Consider the following 21,194-nt stretch of genomic DNA (forward strand, 5'->3'; position numbering starts at 1 on the left):
GACGACTTCCCCGACTCCCGGGGCTCGGCGCGGGCGGGGTCGTACGAGCCCCGGGACAGCCTTGGAGCCAGGGCCGGCCGAGTCTCCTGCGTGCCGTCGCGACGCACGATGGCGACGTCCGAGGCCGGTGGCCGGTCGTACGACGCGAGCTCCGGCGCGGCAACGTACGACTGTCCCTTGGGGCCCGGCCACTGGCGATGCTTCGACATACCCGGCAGCGTAACCACCGGCCCGGACGGGCGGCAGGGCACAAACTTCCCATGCCTCCAGCGTGGTTGATCAGGGCACCGGCTCACGCCACCTCTCCCGTCACCTGTCGAGAGCCAGGTGCCGAGGGCGCGGTCGCCCCAGCTCGTTCGGCGCGGGCACGGCGCAGCGCGGCAGCCTCGGTCGCCGCGGCCTGGCGGCGGCGCTGAAGGCGAACCTGCTCGATCGGGGCCGGCGCGTCGTCCGCGACGACGTCGGGCTCGGGGAAAGCCCAGCGGGACAGCTCCCGCATCGCGGCGGTCTGCCGCTCCACCGCGTCCGCGATGGCCGGGTCCACCCGGGAGGTCCGGGCCGCCTGGCGGTGCGCCTCGATCGCGCGGCGGTATCCCTCCGGCGGGGGACGGCGCTCCACCGGCGCGTCGGGCGCGGTCGACTGCGGGGCCGAGTCGGCGGCCGCCGTAGTGGGGCCAGCCTTCATGGGCGCGGGCGCCAGGACGTGCAGGGCGCGGACGTTCGCCTCCGGCACCGTCTCGTTGGCCGCCGCGATCAGCTTCGGCGCGCTCCAGCGCAGCTTCGTGCCGACGGCCGGAGCCTCGGGGACGACGTCCAGGCGTCCGGTGTCCGCGTCGAACTTCACGGCCTGGACGCGGCCGGCGAGCTCGGGCACGGCCGCGGCGAGGAAGGTGTCGAACCGGGCGAGGACGCTGCCGCCGGCGGCCGGGGCGACCATGCCGCGCTCGGTCATCATCAGGCCGATCGCCGCGCCGAGCCCGAGCGGCTCACGCCCGTCGCGCCGTACGACCGTGCCAGTGCGCCGCTTTGCCCTCTCCTTCCGGCCGGCACTGTTCTTCCTCGCCGCCTCCCGGGCCGCGACCAGGGCCTGGCGCGCCAGGTCGACGCCTGATACCTCACCGCCGCTCACGCCCGCCCCCAGGTGGAGTCGCCGAGGTCCAGGTGCCCGAGCCGGGAGCGGTGGTGCGCCTGGTCAACCAGCTGGTTGCTGAACAGGCGCCTGGCCGACGGCTCGCCGTAGCGGTCGATGTGGTCGAACACCACCTGGTGGTCCTTGAGCGCCCGTACCCGCCAGTTGCGGACCTGCTCGGGGGTGAGGTCCTCGAGGACGAGCTCCTGGTCGTCGACGTCGGCAGGCTCCGGCTGCGGAACGGGGACGATGGCGGCCAGGCGTGGCGTAGGCAGCACGACGGGAGCCGTCGGCGCGGCCGGGACGTCGTCGGCCGGCTGGGCAGCTGCGGCTTCGGCGCGATGGGCCCTGGCGGCGGCCTGCTGCTGGCGGACCTGTGCCCACCGGTGCTCGCGGATCCACGCCTGAGTGGTCACCGTCTCGTGCAGCTGCCGGTCGGCAGCCGCCCGGCGCTCTGCCTCGGAGGCGCCGGGCATTGCGGCGTCGACGGCGGCCGCGATCGTGTGGCGCTGGGCGCGGCGGTCAGCCTGCCGGTCCTCGCAGCGCGGGCAGTCCTGGCCGGAGTCGAGCAGGATCCGGTCATCGCACCGAGCGTCGCCGCACTGCTGGCGCTGGGGCAGAGCCCGGGCCAGCAGCCATCCCACCGGGTCGGTGATCGGGCCACGAGCGCGCAGCTGCTCGTCCAGGCGCCGCACGAGTCGGTCCGCGAGGGCCTGCGGGGCGTCCGTACGGCCCGCAAAGCCCTCCACCCGCTTGAGCTCGCTGCGGGCGGCGACCTCCACCAGGCGGCGGGCGGCCGGACGCTCCAGCCGCGCCCACACCAGGTCGACCGGGGCCAGAGCGACCCGCAGCTCCTCCGGCGGCAGAGGCACCCTCCCCCGCTGCTGCCTGCCCTGACCCGCGTCGTCCACGACCCGCACCGGAGCACCGGCCACCGGTCCGCGGCCGCCGTTCTTGCCTTCGCCGATCGGGGACTTCTCCCGCTGTTCCCCGCGAAGCGGGCCGTCCTCGCGCACGTACGCGCGGTCCGGCAGATCACCAGACTCACCACGGCCTTCGCCGGAAAAGCCACTAGAGAGCTGCAGGGGAACGACGGAAGTAGCCAGGTGAGGGTGGTCAGTGTGAAGGGCTGCCGCAACGTCGGGCTCTGCAACAGCAGCCTCATCCGTCACCGGCAGGCCGTTGACCTGGGGTTCCGTCTCCGTCTCCGGCGTCTCAACAGGCCCTGCCGCAACGTCGGGGTCTGAAAACTCGGGCTCCAGGGCCTCCGCGCGGTCCTCCTGGACGTCGTCGGCGACCGTACGGCCGTGTGCGGCGGCGACCGCCGGCACCATCAGCCGCGACCGGGCCGCCAGCCCCGAGCCCGTCCGCAGACGCACCCGGAGCACCAGCTCTCGGTCCTCCAGGCGCTCCAGCACCCGCTCCCCTGCGGACGCCGTGCAGCCCAGCAGCCGGGCCACCGTCGCCGCGGCCCGGCCGCGCTTGGTGTCCACCGTGCCGCCGCACTGCCGCACCCGTCCGGTCTCCCGCGCCTCCAGCACCAGTAGCAGCAGCGCCAGCCGGTCCGTCGCCGCGCCGCGACCGGTACGCATACCGATCAGTCCGGCCGGGGTGACCGAGCCGTCCCGGTGCGTCCAGCCCGGCGCCATCACGGCCTGCATCAGCCGCCACAAGGTGGCGTACTCCTTCTTCGCGAGGTTCAGCGGGTGCCCGGCCACGTCCTGCGCCGCCCACAGAGGCAGCACCTTGCACTTGAGGCCGTCGTCCTGGCCGTAGTCGCCCTCTGCCGTCTCCACGGAGACCACGCCCGAGCGACGCAGCACCGGCACCACGTTGGAGGCCGTGTACGACGCGGACAGCCCGAGCCACCGGCCCAGCTCGGAGGTACGGATCTCCACCACACCGGTCTCCGACGGCGTCCGCGACGCCAGCACCAGCACCGCCAGCCGCACCGCGTCCGGTGCACCATCCAGGCCGTCCAGGTCCAGCAGCGTGCGCACCGCGCCTCCCAGACGGGCGCGGGCGTCCCGACCGAGCGACAGCGGATGGCCCGCCGCCCGCTCCGGGACCGGCCCGGCCGGGACGAACGACTCCGTACGGGGGCGCGTGAACGCGGCGGGCGGTGTCGTCATGGTGCTCATCGGCCCACCGTTCCGACAGGAGCGGTGGGCACCATCAGAGCCGAAGCCGTCTGCATCGTCATCGGGCCGGTGTACACGCCAAAGCGGACGCCACCCTGAGCAGCGGGAACACGCGATTCGTCATCCACCAGCCGACCCTGCACCGGGCGGCCTGTGGACAGAGAACGGTCAGCCGCGATCACCCTCTGCGCTCCCGCACGGCGGGCAAAAATCCTCGATCCCGTCCCGCCCAGCGGGACGGAGCGCCGGATCGTCACGGTGGTCGGCGCTGCCAGGAGGACATAGGTCTCCCGTTTTGGAAGGGGGCTGCCGACCAGGGTGCGTGTGGCACTCCACCCCAAGGAATCTTCGCGACTAATGCCCTGAACAGGGCAAACGGGGCCCACGAATCCCGTCCCGCGGGAAGCGCCGGAGGCCCGAACCGACCCGAAACGGACATCGCCAAGCTGACAGAAGACACTGATCTCGTGCACTATGGCGGGGACACCAACTCTCATATACGAGCCGGACCGCCCCGCGAAAGCGGGACAGCCGACGAGTGAATGGGAGACACCGATGCCGCCCGGCGCCGCCCCCTCCGTGAGGAGCGGGCAGACCCCGATCGGCAGGGGGGAGATTTCTCCTCTCTTCTCGGTGGAGCTGAATCGCAGAGCCCCTGTGGTGGGGGCACCGCGGTGAAGCGCGCGCAGCCGGTACTGCTGCGGCTGTGGTGGCCGTGGTTAGTGGCCGGGTGTAGCGAATGCGATAGATGGCTCGATGAGCCGGAGCTCAGGACCGGGGCGAACCGGGACTGAGCAACCGACCTGGATGGTTAGTCCGGTCGGAACGAAGGGCCGCGCGAGGCCGAAGCGGGTGGTTAATCCGCTTGATGGCGCGCGCGGCCGGTGGCGGTTACGTCACCCCGACCCCCTCGAAATCGAAGGCGGAGTCGGCGTACCTGAATGCCTGTCTGACAGCGTGATCGCGATGGTGAAACGGCGTCGTGCCGCGTGAAGTTCCGCGCGGGCAGGTAGCCTTCATCCCGCGATCACCTCCCATCAGGTGTCGCCCGGACGGGGCGTTCCCCGCCCGAGAGCCCTCGTGGACCCGCCCGGTCCTGGGGGCTTTCGTCTTTGTCGATCACATCACGCACAGCCTAGCCCCAGAACCGGACAAGGCGGTGACTCAAAGCAACCTGACGGGCCGTCGTCAGGCTCGGGCGCGATGCTCGGCTTCGTCCATAAGCTCTTCGGCCAGCGCCGGGCGCGACGCGCCGGCCGACTTCGGAATGGCCGCGGCGGGCTTGGGGGACCAGCGCCAGCCCATGCGGTAGAGCTCTTCGGCGCGTTCGATGGCGGCCTGCACCCGGGCGTTGCGCTCGTCCCGGTTCTTGTAGCCGGCCTTCTTGGTGGACTGCCCCTCGTGCTTGCGGTACAGCTCCCCGACCTCGTCCTGCATCCAGCCGTCGGAGACCGCTTCGGCGGCTAGGAGCAGCGCGGCGTCCTCGTAGCCGGGCAGGGCCGGCCAGCCGCCCAGGGCCCGCACGATGACGGTGCGGATCGTCGAGGTGGTGCCCATGACGGGCAGGCCCTCGCCGATGGCACCGTCCAGCAGGTGACGCTGCGGCAGACGCCCGGGGGTGGGATCGTTCGGGCCGGCCAGCAGAGTGCCGTCGGGCATCAGGTCGAGGCAGCGCGCGGTGACCCAGCCCAGTTCGGGGTGCTCGGTCAGGACACGGATGTCACGGGCCAGCACCTTCGGGTCGGGCAGCAGGTCGTCCGCGTCCACGGTGCGGATCAGCTCGCCCTCCGCGCGCAGCAGGCCCATGGTGCGGGCGCGCGCGGCGCCGCCGGGACGGCCGCAGCCCGTGGAGATCCACGGCTGGGACAGCAGCTCCTGGTGACGCGCCAGGGCGCGGCCCTCCTCGCCGTCCTCCTGGATGACCCACTGCAGGCTCCAGCCCGCGGGCAGTATCTGCGCCTTGATCGACTCGTAGGTCTCGGGCAGGTAGGCGTCACCGCCGTCGTGCACCGGGGTGATCACCGTGATGATCGGCATGTCAGCTGCTCCAGGGGGCGAGAGGGATGCGGTAGGTCAGGCGCGTACGGGCCGCGGGCAGCAGGACGACGGAGTAGTCCACGACCCGGCGGCGGCCTCCGTCGGACTCCAGGCCCACGGTGGTCTTTTCGATGACCATCACGGTGGACCGCTCCGGCAGTCCGAGTTCCTCGGCCTCGTCCGGATCGGCGTCGCGGGCGGCGATGTCCTCGGTGACCTCGACGACCTCGACGCCCACCGTCGAGAGCTGGTGCTGCGTCCCGCCCGGCCACGGCTCCCGACTACTGTCGAACAGTTCGGGGTTACGGCTGGGGATGTCGTAGGGCAGGAACGACGTGGTCAGGCCCTGCGGGATGGACGAGCCGCCCGCGTAGGAGCGGAAGTCTCTGCGCAGCAGCCGCGCGCCGACGTCGATGCCGAAGATCTCGGCCAGCTTCTCGTCCGCCAGCACATTGGAGAACTCGGCCTCGAACCGGAACGCATCGGTCGGAAGCTTGGTCGTCGCCTCCGCCGCGCCCCAGGTGGAACGCTCCTGGTCGGTGAGATGGACGCGGTCCTTCTCCGTCTGATGGCGGTCGCTGTGCCGGTGGATGGCCGGCGGCCTGGGTGCGACGAACATGCCCGCGCCCCGCCGGCCGACGATGTCACCGGTCTCTTTCAGCAGGTCGTAGGCGCGTTCGACCGTTTTTGCCGTCACTTCGTACTCGGCGGCCAGGGCCTTCGAGGTCGGCAGTTTGTCCTCGGGCTTGTAGACCCCGGCACGGACCTTCTCGCGCACGTCATCGGCGATGCGCCGCATGACGCTGCTGCCGGTGGTGGGTTTCATGACCCGAACTCTAGCGGTTCCGACACCACCCCCGAAAGGTTGTGTCGGAACTTCTTGAGAACGTGTCGAAACCTCTTGACTGTGTGTCGGAACTCCTGGCATCTTCATGGTCATCGCCCAGCAACACCGAGGGGACAGGCGGTAACTGACGCCCCGTCTGCCCGGGTTTCTGTGCGAATGGCCCTCGGGGGAACCGGGGGAAGCCGGGCCGCGGGCGTTGGAGCCCCGGCCGCGCACAGCCCAACTCAAAAGTGGACGAGGCCGACGCGACGGGCCTCACTGACGGTCTGCCAGGCATGGCAGCCCCGCGTAATGCCTCCCATACAGGGTGGAAAGCGGCGTAATCCCCTCGGCGGGTGCGAGACGCGGTCAGAGAACGCGACACGAGAAAGCGAACTCAAGGTCACCCAGTAAGGCCCCGAACGTGCCCGAAACCCGAAGAAGGGACCTGATGACCACGACCCCGATCCCCAGGACGGCGAAGACCGCCGCGGCCTGGCTCGCCGAGGCCGACGACCTCTACGCCAGGGCCCGCGACATCCTCTTCGTCGCCGGTGACACCAAGCTCCTGCTCCACCGTCAGAGCGCCGAGGCCGCCGGGGCACTTGCCCAGCTCGCCGGGTACGCCCGCTCCCGTTCCCTCGACCTCACCACCGCCGAGTGCCACATCTGCGAGGGCACCGGCCAGATCGGCACCTCCACCGGCGTCGCGCCCTGCTACAACCGCGCCGCCCACCGCTAGACCCGCTCCGGCCCCGGCGCTCCGCCGGCGGCCGGTTCGGGCGGCGCCCGGTACGCGCCCGGCCTCACACACTCCCCGAGGCCGGGACGGGGTTCGACTCCCCGGCCGCCCACGCACCACCACGAAGAAGGGCCCCCGGGGGTGCGTCCCCGGAGGCCCGTACGGACCGTCTCCACCACCTACGACGAAGGAGTCCGCGTGGTCACCATCATGCCCGAGACCGCCCTGCCGGTCCGCGCCGAGGACGCTATCGGCGAGATCGAGGACGCTCTCGCCGGAGCCCTGGAGCTCGTCTCCGCCGTGGGGTCGCTGCACCCCGGCATCGGAGTCAGCTTCAGCGTCGAGGCCGGCTGCCTGGCCGCCGACATCCGCCTCACCGCCGACACCCGCCACCTTCTCCCTCGCCTCGCCCGGCACTTCTCCTCGCCCGGCTGGTGCATGCCCGCCCCCGGCGTCGCTCGGGCGGTGAGCACCATGGCGGGCGGCAGGGTGTCCGTCACCGTGACCGGCCCCGTCCCCGACCCCGAGACGACGGCCGCGATGAAGGCCGCCAAGGCCACTGCCGACGCCGCGGTGTGGCTCGACCCCGAGCTGCGCGCCGCCTTCGACGCCAACCGCGCCGCCGAGATCACCGGGGGGCGGGCCGCATGAAGTTCCTCAGCCGCAGGCGCTACCGCCAGCTCCTCGACGCCGAGGCCGCCGTGCTGAAGTTGACGCGCAGCGCGGAGAACACGCGCGTGATCCTCAAGGTCGGTGACCGCCTGCTCGCCGAGAAGAACGAGACCATCGCCGCGCAGGACCGCACGATCGCCTCGACCGAGCAGGCCCTGAAGCAGGCCGAGGAAGACGCGACCGAGTGGTCCACCGCCTACAAGGACCAGGCCGACGTCCTGCGCCAGACCCGCGAGGCCCTCACCGCCGCCTCCGCCGACGCCGCCGTCGCCCTCCACGGCGAACTCAAGGTCCACGTCCTGCAGCGCGGCAAGGACATCGTCGGCGTCCGGCGCACCAAGGAGGCGAACGTCGCCCTCGCCCACCAGATCGACAACAAGGTCACCGCTGACCCCGACCGCTGGACCTGGACGCACAAGCCGCCCGGCCCTCTTGCTGACGACCAGTTCCGCAGCACCGCGTGCACCATCCCGGCCAGCAAGGAGGCGTCATGACCAGCCGCAGCCGCCGCTCCCGCATCGCCCAGGGGGCGCACTACTTCGTCGGCCTGGTTGTCCCCGCCGCCCTGGCTGCCGGCTTCATCGACCTCTCCCTCCGTGTCCCCGACCGCGTGCTGCGCCCCGTCCACCTGGGCGGCCAGGACCACCACGCCCTCGTTGCCGTGGTCACCGTGGCCGTGCTGTTCGGCTGGTGGGAGTTGGCCGCGCCGCCGCTGGACCGGGCGATCGAGCGCCGCTACTTGGCCGGTCTCCCGGTCCGCGAGTGGCTGGACCACCTGGGTCTGACCCGCGCGTGGCAGCGCCCGGCCCCGACTCCCGCCGACTTCCAGCGGGTCCACGGTGAGTCCTCGACGTGGTCGGCGATCGAGTTCGAGCAGCACCAGAACCTCGCCCTCGGCCAGGCCCACCCGTACCAGCAGCCCGCCGTCGGCCCGGTCCCCCAGCGCCTCGCGCTCGCCCCGGCCCCGCAGTACCAGAACCAGGAGCACCACGCCGGATGAACACCACGGGTGTCATCGACCTCGCAACCCTCCGCCCCCTCCCGCCCCCGGAACCCACCCCGTTCGAGCTGCTGGCCGTGGCCGAGCAGCACGCCGAGGCGGACCGGATCATCACCACCGCGCAGGCCCGTGCCGAGGACACCATCGCCGCCGCCCGTGCCGCCGAGGAGGCGGCCGGGCGGCGGCTGGACGCGGCCCGCGCCGAGCAGGACGAGGCGGCCAAAGCGCTCGACCACACCCGCAAGCGCGCCACCGAGATCCTGGCCACGAACCGGGAGATCACCGACGGCATCCGACGGCAGTTCGATGCCCTCCTGGCCGACGCGGCAGCGGTCGCCGGTCAGCTCACCACCCGGGCGCACCAGCTCCGCGAGGAGGCCGCCGACACCAACGCCAAGGCCGCCGCCGCCCTTGAGGCGGCCACGGCCGAGGCCGAGCACCTGGTGCGCGAAGGCCGGACCGAGGCCCACCGCCTGGTCGAGCAGGCCCGGATGGAGGCCGCCACCGTCGCCCACACCGAGGCCCTGGCCCGGCAGCGGGAGAAGACCGAAGCGGAATCCGATCTGGAGGAAAAGCGGAAGGCCGCCCTCACCGAGGCCGAGGAACTGCGCGCCGCCGCGACCGCCGAGGCGGCCGCGGTGCGCAAGGCGGCCAAGGAGGAGGCCGCGGACGTCACGGCCAGGGCCCGCACCCTGCTGGAGCAGGCCCACGAAGGCCACGACAAACGCATGAAGGCCGCCGAGTCCGAGGCCGAGAAGATCCTCAACGATGCCCGGCACAAGGCCGAGGCGGCCCTCACCGACGCCCGGCGCAAGACCGACGCCGCCACCACGGCGGCGCAGACCACCAGGGACGAAGCCGTCCGGACGGCCGAGCAGGTCCTCGCCGGCGCCCAGGCGCAGGCGCAGGAAATCCGGGCCGCCGCCGACGACCTGATGGCCCGGGCCGAGAAGCACTCCAAGTGGTGGGCCGGCGTCGCCCGCAAGGCCCGGGCCATCAGGGGCTGGGCCGACCGTACCTTCGGCAAGCTCCTCAAGACCCTGGCCAAGATCTGCGGCCTGGGCATCGCCGCCGTCGGCGAGTACCGGCTCGCGATGCTCGCAGGCTTCGGGCCCTACCTCTCCGTCCTCATCCCCGCCGCGCTCGACCTGTACGTGATCTCCACGTACCGCAACGCGAAGAAGGACGCGCGCGGGTTCCAGGAGAAGCACGTGGCGGTCCTGCTCGCGCTGTTCTTCAACGGCATCGACCGGCTCGCCGAGCAGGGCGTGATCGCTCTCGGCGCGGACGGGCACGCCCCCTGGTGGCTGCTGCTGGCCGTCTCCTCGATCGGCCCGCTCGTCGTCTGGCGCGTGCACGAACTGGAGAGGGACCGGCACCGGACCCAGGCCGACGCCGCCGCGCGGCCGCCCGTGCTCTCCGCCGACGAGGAGCCGACTACCGGCACACCGGCCGGTGGGAGCACCGGTGAAGCACCGGGCGGCGCCACCGGTACTACCGCCTCCACCGGCACCGGTAATACCGCCTTCGCCAGCGGCGGTACTACCGCTTCTACCGGTACCGGTGATCCGGCTTCTACCGGTGGCGGTAGCGCGAGCGGTAATCCACGTTCTACCGGTACCGGTAAACCGGGCTCCACCGGCGGCGGTAACCGCACCGGTAACGGTGGCCGCCACCGCAGCAGCACGGCCGGTAAGGCCACCGGTAGCAGGCGGGCCACCGCTCAGCAGCGCGAAGCCGTACGGGCCCGCGTCGCCGAGATCATCGCGGCGGGCGGAACCCCGTCACCCACCGCTCTCGCCGCCGAACTCGGCGGCGAGGTGGACCCCGAGTGGGTCCGCAATCAGATCCGCGCCGTACGCGCTGCCTGAGCGCGCACGGCGAGCAAGCCGCGGGCCGGGCCCGCCTTCTGCCCCCGCACGACGGCGGGCCCCTTTCCTCGAGAGGAGATCACCACCGTGACCGAGATCGAGCACGTCGCCGAGGAGACCTTGAACCGTGTCCCCGCGGAGTTCCGGCCGCTGCTCAACCTGGACCACCTGACCACCTTCACGCTGGACCGCCAGCGCGAGCACAACAACGACGTCTCCGGCTACGAGGCCGGGTACGTCGTCTTCCAGATCGCCCTGCGCTCGCAGCACATCGACGGCGACCACCGCTTCGCCGCCCGCCTGCGGGCCCGCAAGGTCGAAAAGCACTGGAGGGCCCTGGTGAAGGCGTCGCGGGACGCCGCGCAGGCGATGGAGTCGCTGCGCCTGGCCTACGCCGACCACGTGCGCGTGGTGCAGGCCCTGCCCGGCGAGCGCGCGCAGAAGAAGGCCGACCGGGAGCAGAAGAAGGCCAGCCGCCGCACGTCGGTGAACGCGCTGGCGGCGAAGTCGCTGCACAAGACGGCCGCGTCGATGGCGCCCCGCCCGCCGGAGGGCGAGGTCACGGACGGTGAAACCGGAGCGCACGCATCCGACCCGGCGGCCGGTGCCCGGGTGGTCCGCGGCGTGAACGACCTCTTCGACCGCAAGGGGGCCTGACGGTGTCCCAGATGCCCACAGCCGGCGAAGCGCGAGCCGCCCGGCGCAACGCGCACTGGCAGGACCGCCAGCGCCGGCAGATGGAGCAGCGCGGCGACGCGGGCCTGGCGGAAGCCTGGTACGACCGGGTCCGCACGATCTGCAAGGACCGGGCCGAGGCGGGCGATCCGGAAGCCTGGCGCGACCTCGCGCGGACCCTGGAGAACTGGGTGGAGCGCCAGACCAGCCGTCACGGCACGTAGCGATCATCACCATCATCATCACCCCGGGGCGGACCGGGTCCGGGGGGTCAAGGCGGGCGCGCGGGCGCATGGGCGCGCGGGCGCGCGAGGATCCCCCACCTGGTCACTCCCTGTCAACCCTCTGGAGAAGCCCGTGGCTGACGACAACCGGAGCGCGGACGGCGGTGGAACCGTCGTCTCGTTCCGCCCCCGGACAGGCGCCTCACCGGGGCTCCCCCCGCTCCCGGGCGCACCTCCCCCGGCGCCGCCCACCGCCCCGCCGCCGCCCCCGGACGACACCGAGCCGGACGGCGACGGGACGGTCGTACCTCCGGCGCCCCGCCGCCGGCGCTCGGTGGCCGACTCCCTGACCGCCCTCACGCCCTCCCTCCCTCCCGCCCCCGGCGCCGCCGCCCCAGCCGTCACGCTCCGTACGGAGGGCCTGGACCCCGACGACGAGGACGGCGACGAGGAAGCCGACGGTCCCGGCCTCGGGGCGCTCGGCCTCGCGGCCGCCCTGGCCGTCGCGCTGGGAGCCCTGCGGGGCACCGCCACCGCCCTGCAGGACCGGCGGCAGCGCCGCCTGGAGAAGGAGGCGGAGACGGCGCCGCTGCGCGAAGCCCGCCTCAAGAACCAGCTCGCCGGCGAGACGGCGGCCGCCAAGCACGGCCTGGCCATGCAGGGCCTGCACGACAAGGCCGCCCAGCGGCGCGCCAAGGCCCTGCCCTCCAGCCACGACTACGGCCGCAAGGCCCTGGGCGGCGGCCGCGGTTCACTCACGGGCGGCGGCGGGCGCGGCAGCGGTGGCAGTGGTGGCGGTGGTCGCCACGGCTCCGGCGGCGCGGGCCGTCCGGCGAAGCTCGGCTCGACCGGCGCGGGCAGCGGCGGCTCGAAGCCGAGGACCGCACCCGGCGCCCCGAAAGCCCCCTCGGGCAGGACGACCTCACCCAGCACCGGCGGCGGTGGCCGCGGCGCCGCGTCGAAGGGCTCCGGGGCAGCGGGGCGGACGGCCCCGAAGAGCCCCGGGAAGGGCATCGTGGCGCCCTCGAACGGCCGCTCGCAGGGCGGGAAGCACAGTCCGTCCCTGGAGCGGGCCAGGGGCCGCAACGAGCGGCGTGCGGCCGCCCAGACCGCCCGCCAGCAGCGGCGCGGCGCCCGGCATGCCGCCGGCCTCGAAGAACGGGCGCAGGTACGGGGTGTGGCCCGCCAGCGCAAACAGGCCGCTCAGGAGGCCCGCCGCGCGGCGAAAGAAACCAAGCGGAACGACAAGCGGAACGAGAAGAAGGCCGCCGACGCCGGTCGCGTCACGCTCGGCGAGGCCACGGTCAAGGAGATGCGGCGGCGGCTGAAGAAGCGCCGCAAGCACCTCGACCCGCCCGTGCTGAGCAAGGTCAAGCGCAAGAAGAAGGACAGTAAGGGCAAGGACGGCGGGAAGCCGGCGGCGGCCAAGGTCGATCTGACCAAGAAGCCGAAGCCGGGCTCCGGCCCGGCCCCGAAAGTCGACCTCACCAAGAAGCCCAAGCCCTCCGGCCCGGGCGCGGGCAGCACCGCTCCCAAGGTCGACCTGACGAAGAAGAAGGCGAAGAAGCCCGGCCCGGGCACGGGCGGTACGGCAGCCCCGAAGGTCGACCTGACCAAGAAGCCCAAGACCCCCAAGGGCCCCGGGGCGGGCCCGGGGAGTCCGCCTCCCAAGGTCAATCTGAAGAAGCCGGGCAGGCCCAAGGGGCCCACCCCGGGCCGCGGCAAGGGCCGGGGCACGGGAGGCGGCAAACCGGCCAGCGGCGGCGGCCCGTTCGCCCGGCACAAGCAGCGCCGCAAGGACCGGACCCACCGCGCGGGCCAGCGGGCCAAGGCCAAGGCGGGCCAGACCGGGAGTGCCACCGGAGCAACCGGCCCCGGGGCGTGGACCGGCGGGGCGCGGCGCAGCGCCTACGACTCCATGCGCGCCACCGACCCGTTCGGACAGACGGTGATCACGGTGGAGAGCCTGCACGTCCCCGGCTCCCAGGCCCGCCGCTGGGAGCCCGCCGCCGTGACCACCGGGGCCCGGGCACTTCCCGCCGGCACCGGCAACACCAGCACCCCGATCACGAAGGAGGCATCCGTGGGCACCGCGCCCGCTGTCACCACCCCCATGCAGGCCGGGATGAACGCCGAGCACGCCACCGAAGTCACGCTCGACGACGTCGTCGACTTCCTGGACACGGTGGTCTCCCAGGCGTTCGCCACGCACGACGAGTGCGTCCTCCTCGCGGGCAAGGCGAAGGAGATCCGGTACGAGCTCGACGAGCTGGCGGCCGTCCTGGCCGCCAAGCACAACATCATCGGCACCGTCACCGGCCGCGCGATGCACAAGCTCGCCGAGTCGATGGAACTGCTCTCCCGCAAGGCCGAGGAGATGCAGACCGAATCCCTCAACGCCGCCGAGACCTGCGAAGTGGCCAAGACCGAGATGGACGACGCCTACCGCCCGTACACCCAGGCCACCGCCGACGCGGGCCTGCGCACCCCGTCCGCGCGCATCCACAACGAGCACTAGGAGGCCGATCGTGTCCGGCGACATCGTTCCCCACGGCGGGGCGCTCCCGGCGGTCCCCGCCGACGGCGAAGGGCTGGGCTTCCTCGCCCTCGGCGCCCGCGTCACCGCCCTGACCGCGCAGGCCCTGCTGCTGAAGGAGAAGGTGTGGGCCCTGCAGCGGCGGATGAACAGCAACGCCGACAAGGCCAGCCACATGTCGGAGATGTGTGACGCGGCCGAGGTCGACCCGCAGCACACCGCGCTGATCCTGGAAGGCTCCGCCGCCTTGCGGAGGGTGGCCGACGCCTCCGGCGACCTGGCGAACGCGGCCGACGTCATGCAGACCGACGCGCAGGGCTTCAACGACGCCCACCAGGGCGAGTACGGCGGCATCCACGAGGTGTCGCAGTCCTCGCGCTTCAAGCAGCCCAAGCCCGGCTTCAACGAAGTCAAGTAGAAGCCGTGGGAGAACCGCTACCCGTACCTGCACTTCGGGGGACTGAGGGAGATTCATGTTAAGCACCGTCATCGCCGTGCTCGGTACCCTGCTCGGCGCCGTCGTCGCCGGGCTCCTTCAGCATCGCGCAGCGCGTACTGCCCGTGACGACGCCCGCATCGACCACCGTCGCGACCAGGAGCTGACGGCGGTGACCGACTTCGCGTCGGCCATCGCCAGCCACCGCCGCGCGATGACCGTCCGCGAGGAACTGCGGCTCACCGGCGCCGACCCGGACCGCCTCACGGAGGCCCGCGCCGAGTCGCACAACACCCGCTCGGCCATCGAGGCCCCCAAGGTCCTGGTCGCGATCCTCGCGCCCTCGCTCGCCCCGGCCGCGCAAGAGGCCGCCCAGGCGTCCTACGCGATCCGCAACGCCGCGGACCTGGAGACGCTCACCGCGCTCCGGGAGGACGCCATCAAGGCCGCCGACCGCTTCGTGGCCGCCGCCGCCCGCCGCTTCGCCTGACGCACCGGGCCGCTGTCCGGCCGCCTACGAATCGCAGGTGCTCACCCGAACACCTCGCCCGCCGCCGATCGCGGAGCGGGCACGCAGCCCCGGGAGGGGGCCCGGTCCACGGCCGGGTCCCCTCCCCTCTTTTTGCCCCGGGAGGGGACATGACGACCGAGATCGTGAAGGCCGGGCCCGTCGCCGAGGAGCGGGGGCTGACACGCAAGACCGCCCGCCGCCTCGCCCGGGCGGAACGACTTGTCTACGGCGCGGCCGGCACCTGGGCCGCGATCGGCCCGACCCTGGAACTGCCCTGGTGGGCCCACGGCGCGGCGATTGTCACCGGAGCCGTCTCCGGATGGCGGCTGTGGCGGCGCATGGAGGGTGACGACTGGACCGGCCAGCTGTCCGCCGCGATGCGGACGCTGCCGGTGCTGGGCTGGTCCGCCACCTACACCGCCGGCCTGCTCGCCCCCGTCTTCCACTACCCCAACGGCTGGCCGATGCTCGGCGCGGCGGCCTGGACGGCCGTGATGGTGCCGATGGCCCCCTTCACGCGCTCCAAGGGGCTGCGCCAGGCCGCGGAGAAGCTGCCCGTCCTCCAGGAGCCGCAGCCCGTCGGGGAGCCCGAGCCGGTCACCTTCCAGGACCACGTACGGGTGCTGTGGGCCCGGGCCCAGGTCACCGGCGAGACCGAACTGCACGGCATCCGCCAGTACCAGGCGGGCGAGCCCGACTTCGAGGCCGTCATCCTGGCCCCCGCAGGGCAGGCCATGCCGCCCGCCCTGAACAAGCGGGCCATCGCCGCCGTCTTCGACGTCCCCGAGGACGCCGTCGACACCAGGGAACTCCCCGGATACGGCCCCGGCCGCCTCGCCGTCCAGGTCGCCCCCCGCCTCGCCGAGGCCCGCCACCACGCCCAGCTCCACGCGGCGCTCGAGGAGACCCCCGGGCAGGCGCTGGAACGCATGTGGGCCGAGCACGTCGACATCACCGGCGGCGCCGCCCCCGGCGTCGACCTCGTCCAGCATGACATCGGCGAGGACCAGATCAGGCTGTGGATCTCCTCCGCACGCGGCCAGACGCTCAGCGTCAACCACGCCAAACTGTGCAGTGCGCTGGAGATCGACGACACCTCCCGTCTGGTCATGGAGGGCGCGGGCCCGCGCGAAGCGGTCGTCTACATCTACCGCGCCAACCCGCTGCTCGAGGTCCGCGCCCCCACGCGCGAGGACCTGACGATGGATGAACGCGGCCGGATCAGCATCGGCGTCGCCCACGACGGCTCGCTCGCCCGTATCCAGCTGTTCAACTTCGACACCGGCCGCGCCCAGCACGGCATCGCCGCCGGGACCACCGGCGCGGGCAAGTCCGGCCTGATGCGCCTGCTCGGCGCCGCCCAGCGCATCTCCGGCGTCATCTCCTGGATGGCTGACGTCCAGGGCGGCATGTCGATGCCGGAGATGGAAGGCCGCATCGACTACTTCGCCAAGGGCCCCGTCGAGACGATGAAGCAGCTGCGCGCCCTGCACGCCGTCAAGGTCTACCGCGAGAACCACAGTTCGGGCCGCGGTGACTTCGACTTCCACGGCCCTTGGCGGCTCATCCAGTGGACCGGTGACGAGATCAACCGCCTCCTCTCCTCCCTGGACCAGGACATCCGGCGGGAAGCCGCGTGGATGATCGGCGACTTGCAGAAGACCGGTCAAAAAGTGGGCATCGGCGTCGACTTGGCGGTCCAGTCCCTCCACCTCAAGGAGCTCGGCGACAACCACGAGATCCGCGAGAAGGGCAAGGAAGGCCACGTCGTCATGCTGCGCACCGCCTCCTCCTCCACCCAGGGCATGGGCCTGGACGGCATCTCCCCGGAGGGCGCGCACATCTCCCCCATCCCGGAACGGATCTACCAGGGCGCGGGAGCGAAGGAGCTCTTCGAGGGCACCGCAGCCACCGAGGGCGTGCCGACTCCCGGCATGGGCTGGCTGATCACCGAGGGCAAGGCGGTTCTCTTCCGCACCTTCGTCCTCAAGAAGGTCAACGGCCGCTACCCGCAGCTTGAAGAACTGATGGACAGCTGTCCCATGCCGACTCTCACCCCCGGCGAAGCCCGCGCGGCCGGCGCCGCCTACGCCCGCCGGGGCACCCCCGCAACGGCCGCCGAAGCGCCGTCCGCTGGCACCACGTCAGCTCCGATCACCACGGGCCGTCCCGACCAGACGAAGGAAGAGGCCGCACCCGCCCCGGAGACCGCGGACGAGGAGACCCCCTCTCCGTTCGCCGCCGCGGCGAAGACCCCCACGATCCGCCAGCGCATCCTCGCCGCCCTGGCCGACAAGCCCGAGGGCCTGGCCCTCAAGGACATCCGCGCGGCTGTCGGCTGCGGAACTGCGGCCGGCCCTGCCACCCGCAGCGTGAACAACGAAGTCAGCACGCTGACCACCGAGGGCGCCCTGATCAACCTCGGCAAGTCCGTCTACCGCCTGCCCTAACCCACGCACACCCCGGGACCGGCCGGCCGAGCCGCCGGTCCCGCCCCCGGCAACCACCATGAAGGAGACCGTTTCCGTGGCCGTCAGCGTCAGCGCCGTCGTCATCCTGCTCGTCATCGTGATCATGCTCATGCGGTTCGGATACGTACGCGGCGGCAGCGCCTTCGTCTGCATCCTGCTGGGCTTCTTCCTCGCCTCCACCGGGCTCGCCCCCGCGATCAACCAGAGCGCCCAGGCCCTCGGCCACGCCCTCGGCGCCATCCGCCTCTGACCGACGACCGCACAAGCCGCGGGGACCGGCCTCCCGTCACAGAACGCCGGCCCCCGCAGTGCTCGCTACAAGGAGCCCACCCATCATGGCCGACCCCATCCCCTACGTCAGCACCCCGCACCAGACCGCCTACCCCGTCCCCGCACCGCGCGGAGAAGTCGAGCTCTACGGCGTGCGCATCCCGGCCGCAGTGGAGATCACCATGCCGGACGGCCGGGTGATGTGGGCCCACGAAGTCACCCCCCGCCTCGAGGCCGCCCCCGCCCACCAGCCCGGCGCCGCCCAGCCGATGCCCGGATGGGCGAAGGGCGTATGCCTGGCCGCCGTCGCCCTCTCCACAACGGCGCTGGCCGTCTCCCTCGCGCTGCGCATCGCTGCCCCCGCCGTGACGGAGGTCTCGACCGCCATGACCGCGCTCTCCACCCTCACCCCGCTCGTCGTACTCATCGCCGCCGTCGTCGGCTGGATCGTCATCCGCCTGCGCACCGCCACCGCGGCGAAGGCCGGTACCGAGCAGCAGCCCGAGCCGGCCCCGGTGTTCATCCACGGCCAGGGCGGCACCGGCGGCCGCCTGCTGTCCCCCGGCGGCACCGGAGTGCGCATCAAAAACCTCCACATCAACCGCTGAGCGGAGCACACAACCGTCGCGGCCCCGGCCCTTCCCGGCCGGGGCCGCCCCATGTTCATGAAGGGAACAGATGTACCCGCTGAACCTCGAACCCGGCACCGTCTGCGTCCTCATCGGCCCGCCCGGGTGCGGCAAGTCCACCTTCGCCTCCCGCTACCCGGCCAGCTGGCGCGTCTGCCTGGACGCCTACCGCAAGCTCGCCACCGACGACGAAGCCGACCAGTCGGCCACACCGGTCGCAGCCCAGATCCAGAACCTCCTCCTCGACGCCCGCCTCTCCCGACGGCTCACCACCGTGGTCGACTCCACCAACGTCTACACCCACGTCCGCGCCGGCCTGCTCGCCCGCGCCCGCTACTGGCAACGCCCCACCGCAGCAGTTCTGTTCGACATACCGCTGGTCGTCGTCGAAGCCCAGAACGCCGCCCGCAACCGCGTGGTGCCCACCCACGTACTGCACGACCTCCACGCGCAACTCCCCACCCGCGACCAACTGCACCACGAGGGCTTCGGCACCGTCCGGCTGGCCTCCGAACTCACCGCGGCCGCGGGGGTCCTGCGGTGACCGGATCGTTCATGGAGAGCTTCTTCGACCGAGTCGAGTCGCGCAGAAACCCCTGGCCGGCGGGCCGGGCCGACCTGCACTGGCACCTGCTGCCCGACCAGGCAGTCGTCCGCGAAGCCCTGGTGGAGCCGTACCGCGCGATCACCCACCGCCCCGGGCTCGCGCCGGTCCCGGCACCGTGGGTGCACTGCACCCTCCTGCACGCCGGCCCCGTCGACCAGTACCGCGACGAAGAGATCGACGCGATCATCGAGCGGGTTGCCAAGGAGTGCCAGACCATCGCCCCGTTCGACCTCGTCTTCGACCGGCCCACCGTCGGCACGGTGGCCGTGGAATGCGCGGCACGCCCCGGCGAGCCCGCCCGACAGCTGTGGGAGCTGACCGCCCGCGCCGACGCTGAGATCACCGGCGGCCGCTTCCCGCTGATCCCCGCCGTCTACTACCCGCACATCTCGCTCGCCTACGGAAACCGCGGGGAGTTGCAGCAGACGGGCGCGCGTGCCAGCACCATCCGGCCCGATCGCCGCGAGCTGAAAGCCGCTCTTGCCGACCTCCCGGGCGAGCCCGTCGTCCTGCGCGCCGACCGCCTCTGCCTGGTCGCCCAGCAGCACGACCGCCAGCACATCACCTGGACCCCCATCGCCGAGGTGCCCCTTCAAGCCCCTGCCCGATGACCTCGCCCGCTGATGAGAGGCCGCACGTGACCCACACCGACCACCTAGCCCAGATCAAGGAGAAGACAGCCATGGCATCCAGCCCGTTCACCCACCGCCCCGCCACGCCGGACCCGGAAACCTGGACCCCGGAAGGCACGATCGTCGTCCAGCGCTACCGGGCCCTGGAGGGCGCCACCGTCCTCGTCTACACCGCGAGCGGCGAGCGCGGCACCTCCTTCTACGCCGCCGCGTGCCTCGGCTGCACCTTCCGCGCCGCGAAGACCACCGCGCACAACCCGATGTCCGAGCAGGACGCCGCCGCGGCCGCCAACGCGCACGCGGCCGGATGCCGGGCAATGCCCCGGGGCGTCCCGGCCGCGCCCGACGGCGATCAGGCCGCCACGATCGTGCGCTCCCGGCTGTGGAGCAAGCGCACCTACAGCGACCAGCCGCACATCGTGAACCTCAGCGACTTCCACCAGGACCGCGTCGACCTCCGACGCCCGGCCGACTTCATCAAGCGAACGATGCTCCAGCTGGTGGACGACGAACCGGACTTCCTCACCACCGAGCCCTGCTCCAGCGGCACGGGCACTCGCTTCCTGGTCCAGCCGCACCCGTCCCGGAGCTGACCGGTGCGTGCCCGAACCGCTCTGCTGCTGGCCTCCGCTGTCCCCGCCGTCCTCACGGCGGCCGCTGCCGCGCTCGAGGCCGGCTGCTGGGAACTGGCCGTCTCCCGTCACGAGATCCGGCTCTCCCCCAGGCCCCGACCGGGCTGCCCCGACTGCAAAGGCGAGGGCGGCTGGTGGTCCGAGGGCCCGTACCCGGGCGGCGAGATCTGCTGGTGCTGGGACCGCCCGACACACAGGCTCAGGCTCCTACCAGTCCGCGACCCCTGGCCCGACGAACCGCCCTTCTGAACCGCAGACTCATCGCCCCGGCCACACCGGCCGGGGCGACAGCGGGTGACGGAGGCAGAGCGGCCGGCCCTTCGACAGCGCCTGGCGCCATGGCTGGGAGAGTCTCGCCGCGCTGATCGCCACCACGAAGGCGAGCACCTGGTGACCGACCGCGCCCGCATCGAGCGCATCAAGAACCTCGACATCAACTACCAACCGCTGAGAGGACCCCGCCCCATGTCGTACGACTACGAGCTCGATGAAGCCCTCGGCCTCATCGACGAGCTCGACGAATCCCCCACGCGCGAGGAGTACGTCTCCCGCTGCCTCGGCCCCCAGCAGATCGGAGGCCGCTACCGCTGCGGCTACTGGGGCCAGGACTACCGGGTCGTCGCCATCGACCGCGGTGACGACGAACGCTGGTGGTCCATCACCGTCCAGTGGGACGACGGCCGCACCACGAACCACTGCACCGCCTGGGACGAGACCAACGACCGCGTCATCAGCCAGCCCGAGTAGCGGCGCCCGCCACATCCGGACCGTTCCCCCACGCCCAGCCCGCACACCTGATCAGTACGCTCCCCGCACAACTCACCAGGAGGATTCCATGGCCACCGTCCACAACCACATCGGCCCCGGCGCCCGCATATCCGGCCCCGTCATCCAAGGGACCGACTTCACCGAGATCACCTTCGTCCAGGGTCGCCGGGTCACCGCGGCCCCCGCCCCTGCCAACCCCGCTGCCGGTGCTGTCCGCGCGCCGGACGGCACCGTCGTTCTCCCCGAGCGCAACGCCCTCACCGTCGCCGACCTCCTGCGGGACCTGGCCGCCCTTGATCCCGCCAAGGCCGAGCAGGCCACCGCCTACGCCAAGGCCATGACCGGCACACAGAACTGACCGAAGGCCCGGTTCCCGCACCACATC

At 72.4% G+C, this 21,194-nt stretch carries 23 protein-coding genes; 19 read left to right on the forward strand and 4 right to left on the reverse strand.

Features of this window, described 5'->3' with window-relative positions:
- Positions 1 to 292: 292 nt before the first annotated feature.
- The 4 genes from ACMATS_RS37860 to ACMATS_RS37875 form a co-directional block, all read right to left on the reverse strand.
- The gene (locus ACMATS_RS37860; RefSeq protein ID WP_414170898.1) at positions 293 to 1,129 is read right to left on the reverse strand and encodes a DUF721 domain-containing protein; all 837 of its coding nucleotides are present in this window, start codon (positions 1,127 to 1,129) and stop codon (positions 293 to 295) included.
- On the reverse strand, positions 1,126 to 3,270 hold the full coding sequence (locus tag ACMATS_RS37865; protein ID WP_414170899.1) for a hypothetical protein: 2,145 nt from the start codon (positions 3,268 to 3,270) through the stop codon (positions 1,126 to 1,128). The genes ACMATS_RS37860 and ACMATS_RS37865 overlap by 4 nt, the downstream gene beginning before the upstream one ends.
- Before the next feature lie 1,188 nt (positions 3,271 to 4,458).
- A complete protein-coding gene (locus ACMATS_RS37870) occupies positions 4,459 to 5,307 on the reverse strand; it encodes a glycosyltransferase (RefSeq protein WP_414170900.1) in 849 nt (282 codons plus the stop codon).
- Between the two features lies 1 nt (position 5,308).
- Entirely contained in the window at positions 5,309 to 6,133 is an 825-nt protein-coding gene (locus tag ACMATS_RS37875) for a GntR family transcriptional regulator (RefSeq protein ID WP_414170901.1), read from the reverse strand.
- 451 nt (positions 6,134 to 6,584) lie between these two features.
- On the opposite strand from ACMATS_RS37875, the gene ACMATS_RS37880 reads away from it, so the two are divergent.
- From ACMATS_RS37880 to ACMATS_RS37970, 19 genes are all read left to right on the forward strand, one after another.
- Complete coding sequence (locus ACMATS_RS37880; RefSeq protein WP_414170902.1) at positions 6,585 to 6,875, forward strand: hypothetical protein; 291 nt, start codon at positions 6,585 to 6,587, stop codon at positions 6,873 to 6,875.
- A 141-nt stretch (positions 6,876 to 7,016) separates the two neighbouring features.
- Positions 7,017 to 7,526: a hypothetical protein gene (locus tag ACMATS_RS37885; RefSeq protein ID WP_414170903.1), complete on the forward strand. Its 510-nt coding sequence runs from the start codon at positions 7,017 to 7,019 to the stop codon at positions 7,524 to 7,526.
- Complete coding sequence (locus ACMATS_RS37890; protein ID WP_414170904.1) at positions 7,523 to 8,041, forward strand: hypothetical protein; 519 nt, start codon at positions 7,523 to 7,525, stop codon at positions 8,039 to 8,041. Before ACMATS_RS37885 ends, ACMATS_RS37890 begins: the two co-directional genes overlap by 4 nt.
- The gene (locus ACMATS_RS37895) at positions 8,038 to 8,547 is read left to right on the forward strand and encodes a hypothetical protein (RefSeq protein ID WP_414170905.1); all 510 of its coding nucleotides are present in this window, start codon (positions 8,038 to 8,040) and stop codon (positions 8,545 to 8,547) included. Before ACMATS_RS37890 ends, ACMATS_RS37895 begins: the two co-directional genes overlap by 4 nt.
- The gene (locus ACMATS_RS37900) at positions 8,544 to 10,418 is read left to right on the forward strand and encodes a hypothetical protein (protein WP_414170906.1); all 1,875 of its coding nucleotides are present in this window, start codon (positions 8,544 to 8,546) and stop codon (positions 10,416 to 10,418) included. The genes ACMATS_RS37895 and ACMATS_RS37900 overlap by 4 nt, the downstream gene beginning before the upstream one ends.
- An 87-nt stretch (positions 10,419 to 10,505) precedes the next feature.
- Entirely contained in the window at positions 10,506 to 11,075 is a 570-nt protein-coding gene (locus ACMATS_RS37905; protein WP_414170907.1) for a hypothetical protein, read from the forward strand.
- Between the two features lie 11 nt (positions 11,076 to 11,086).
- The gene (locus ACMATS_RS37910) at positions 11,087 to 11,317 is read left to right on the forward strand and encodes a hypothetical protein (protein ID WP_414170908.1); all 231 of its coding nucleotides are present in this window, start codon (positions 11,087 to 11,089) and stop codon (positions 11,315 to 11,317) included.
- Positions 11,318 to 11,450: 133 nt separating this feature from the next.
- Entirely contained in the window at positions 11,451 to 13,835 is a 2,385-nt protein-coding gene (locus tag ACMATS_RS37915) for a hypothetical protein (protein WP_414170909.1), read from the forward strand.
- A 10-nt stretch (positions 13,836 to 13,845) separates the two neighbouring features.
- A complete protein-coding gene (locus ACMATS_RS37920) occupies positions 13,846 to 14,271 on the forward strand; it encodes a conjugal transfer protein TraB (protein ID WP_414170910.1) in 426 nt (141 codons plus the stop codon).
- 55 nt (positions 14,272 to 14,326) lie between these two features.
- A complete protein-coding gene (locus ACMATS_RS37925) occupies positions 14,327 to 14,779 on the forward strand; it encodes a protein kilB (protein ID WP_414170911.1) in 453 nt (150 codons plus the stop codon).
- A 149-nt stretch (positions 14,780 to 14,928) separates the two neighbouring features.
- Complete coding sequence (locus tag ACMATS_RS37930) at positions 14,929 to 17,250, forward strand: hypothetical protein (protein WP_414170912.1); 2,322 nt, start codon at positions 14,929 to 14,931, stop codon at positions 17,248 to 17,250.
- A gap of 76 nt (positions 17,251 to 17,326) precedes the next feature.
- Entirely contained in the window at positions 17,327 to 17,521 is a 195-nt protein-coding gene (locus ACMATS_RS37935; RefSeq protein WP_414170913.1) for a hypothetical protein, read from the forward strand.
- Positions 17,522 to 17,606: 85 nt separating this feature from the next.
- Positions 17,607 to 18,149 carry a hypothetical protein gene (locus ACMATS_RS37940; RefSeq protein WP_414170914.1) on the forward strand — a complete coding sequence of 181 codons (543 nt, stop codon included), beginning with the start codon at positions 17,607 to 17,609 and terminating at the stop codon, positions 18,147 to 18,149.
- Between the two features lie 70 nt (positions 18,150 to 18,219).
- Positions 18,220 to 18,714 carry an AAA family ATPase gene (locus tag ACMATS_RS37945; protein WP_414170915.1) on the forward strand — a complete coding sequence of 165 codons (495 nt, stop codon included), beginning with the start codon at positions 18,220 to 18,222 and terminating at the stop codon, positions 18,712 to 18,714.
- Positions 18,711 to 19,388: a 2'-5' RNA ligase family protein gene (locus ACMATS_RS37950; RefSeq protein ID WP_414170916.1), complete on the forward strand. Its 678-nt coding sequence runs from the start codon at positions 18,711 to 18,713 to the stop codon at positions 19,386 to 19,388. Before ACMATS_RS37945 ends, ACMATS_RS37950 begins: the two co-directional genes overlap by 4 nt.
- Positions 19,389 to 19,459: 71 nt before the next feature.
- Positions 19,460 to 20,002 (forward strand): hypothetical protein, encoded by a 543-nt coding sequence (locus tag ACMATS_RS37955; RefSeq protein ID WP_414170917.1) that lies wholly within the window; start codon positions 19,460 to 19,462, stop codon positions 20,000 to 20,002.
- Between the two features lie 3 nt (positions 20,003 to 20,005).
- On the forward strand, positions 20,006 to 20,290 hold the full coding sequence (locus ACMATS_RS37960; protein ID WP_414170918.1) for a hypothetical protein: 285 nt from the start codon (positions 20,006 to 20,008) through the stop codon (positions 20,288 to 20,290).
- 141 nt (positions 20,291 to 20,431) lie between these two features.
- Positions 20,432 to 20,788 carry a hypothetical protein gene (locus ACMATS_RS37965; protein ID WP_414170919.1) on the forward strand — a complete coding sequence of 119 codons (357 nt, stop codon included), beginning with the start codon at positions 20,432 to 20,434 and terminating at the stop codon, positions 20,786 to 20,788.
- Positions 20,789 to 20,876: 88 nt separating this feature from the next.
- A complete protein-coding gene (locus ACMATS_RS37970; RefSeq protein ID WP_414170920.1) occupies positions 20,877 to 21,167 on the forward strand; it encodes a hypothetical protein in 291 nt (96 codons plus the stop codon).
- Positions 21,168 to 21,194: the final 27 nt, after the last annotated feature.

It is taken from the genome of Streptoverticillium reticulum, from assembly GCF_047456005.1.
In the GTDB taxonomy this organism is placed as follows: domain Bacteria; phylum Actinomycetota; class Actinomycetes; order Streptomycetales; family Streptomycetaceae; genus Streptomyces; species Streptomyces reticulum.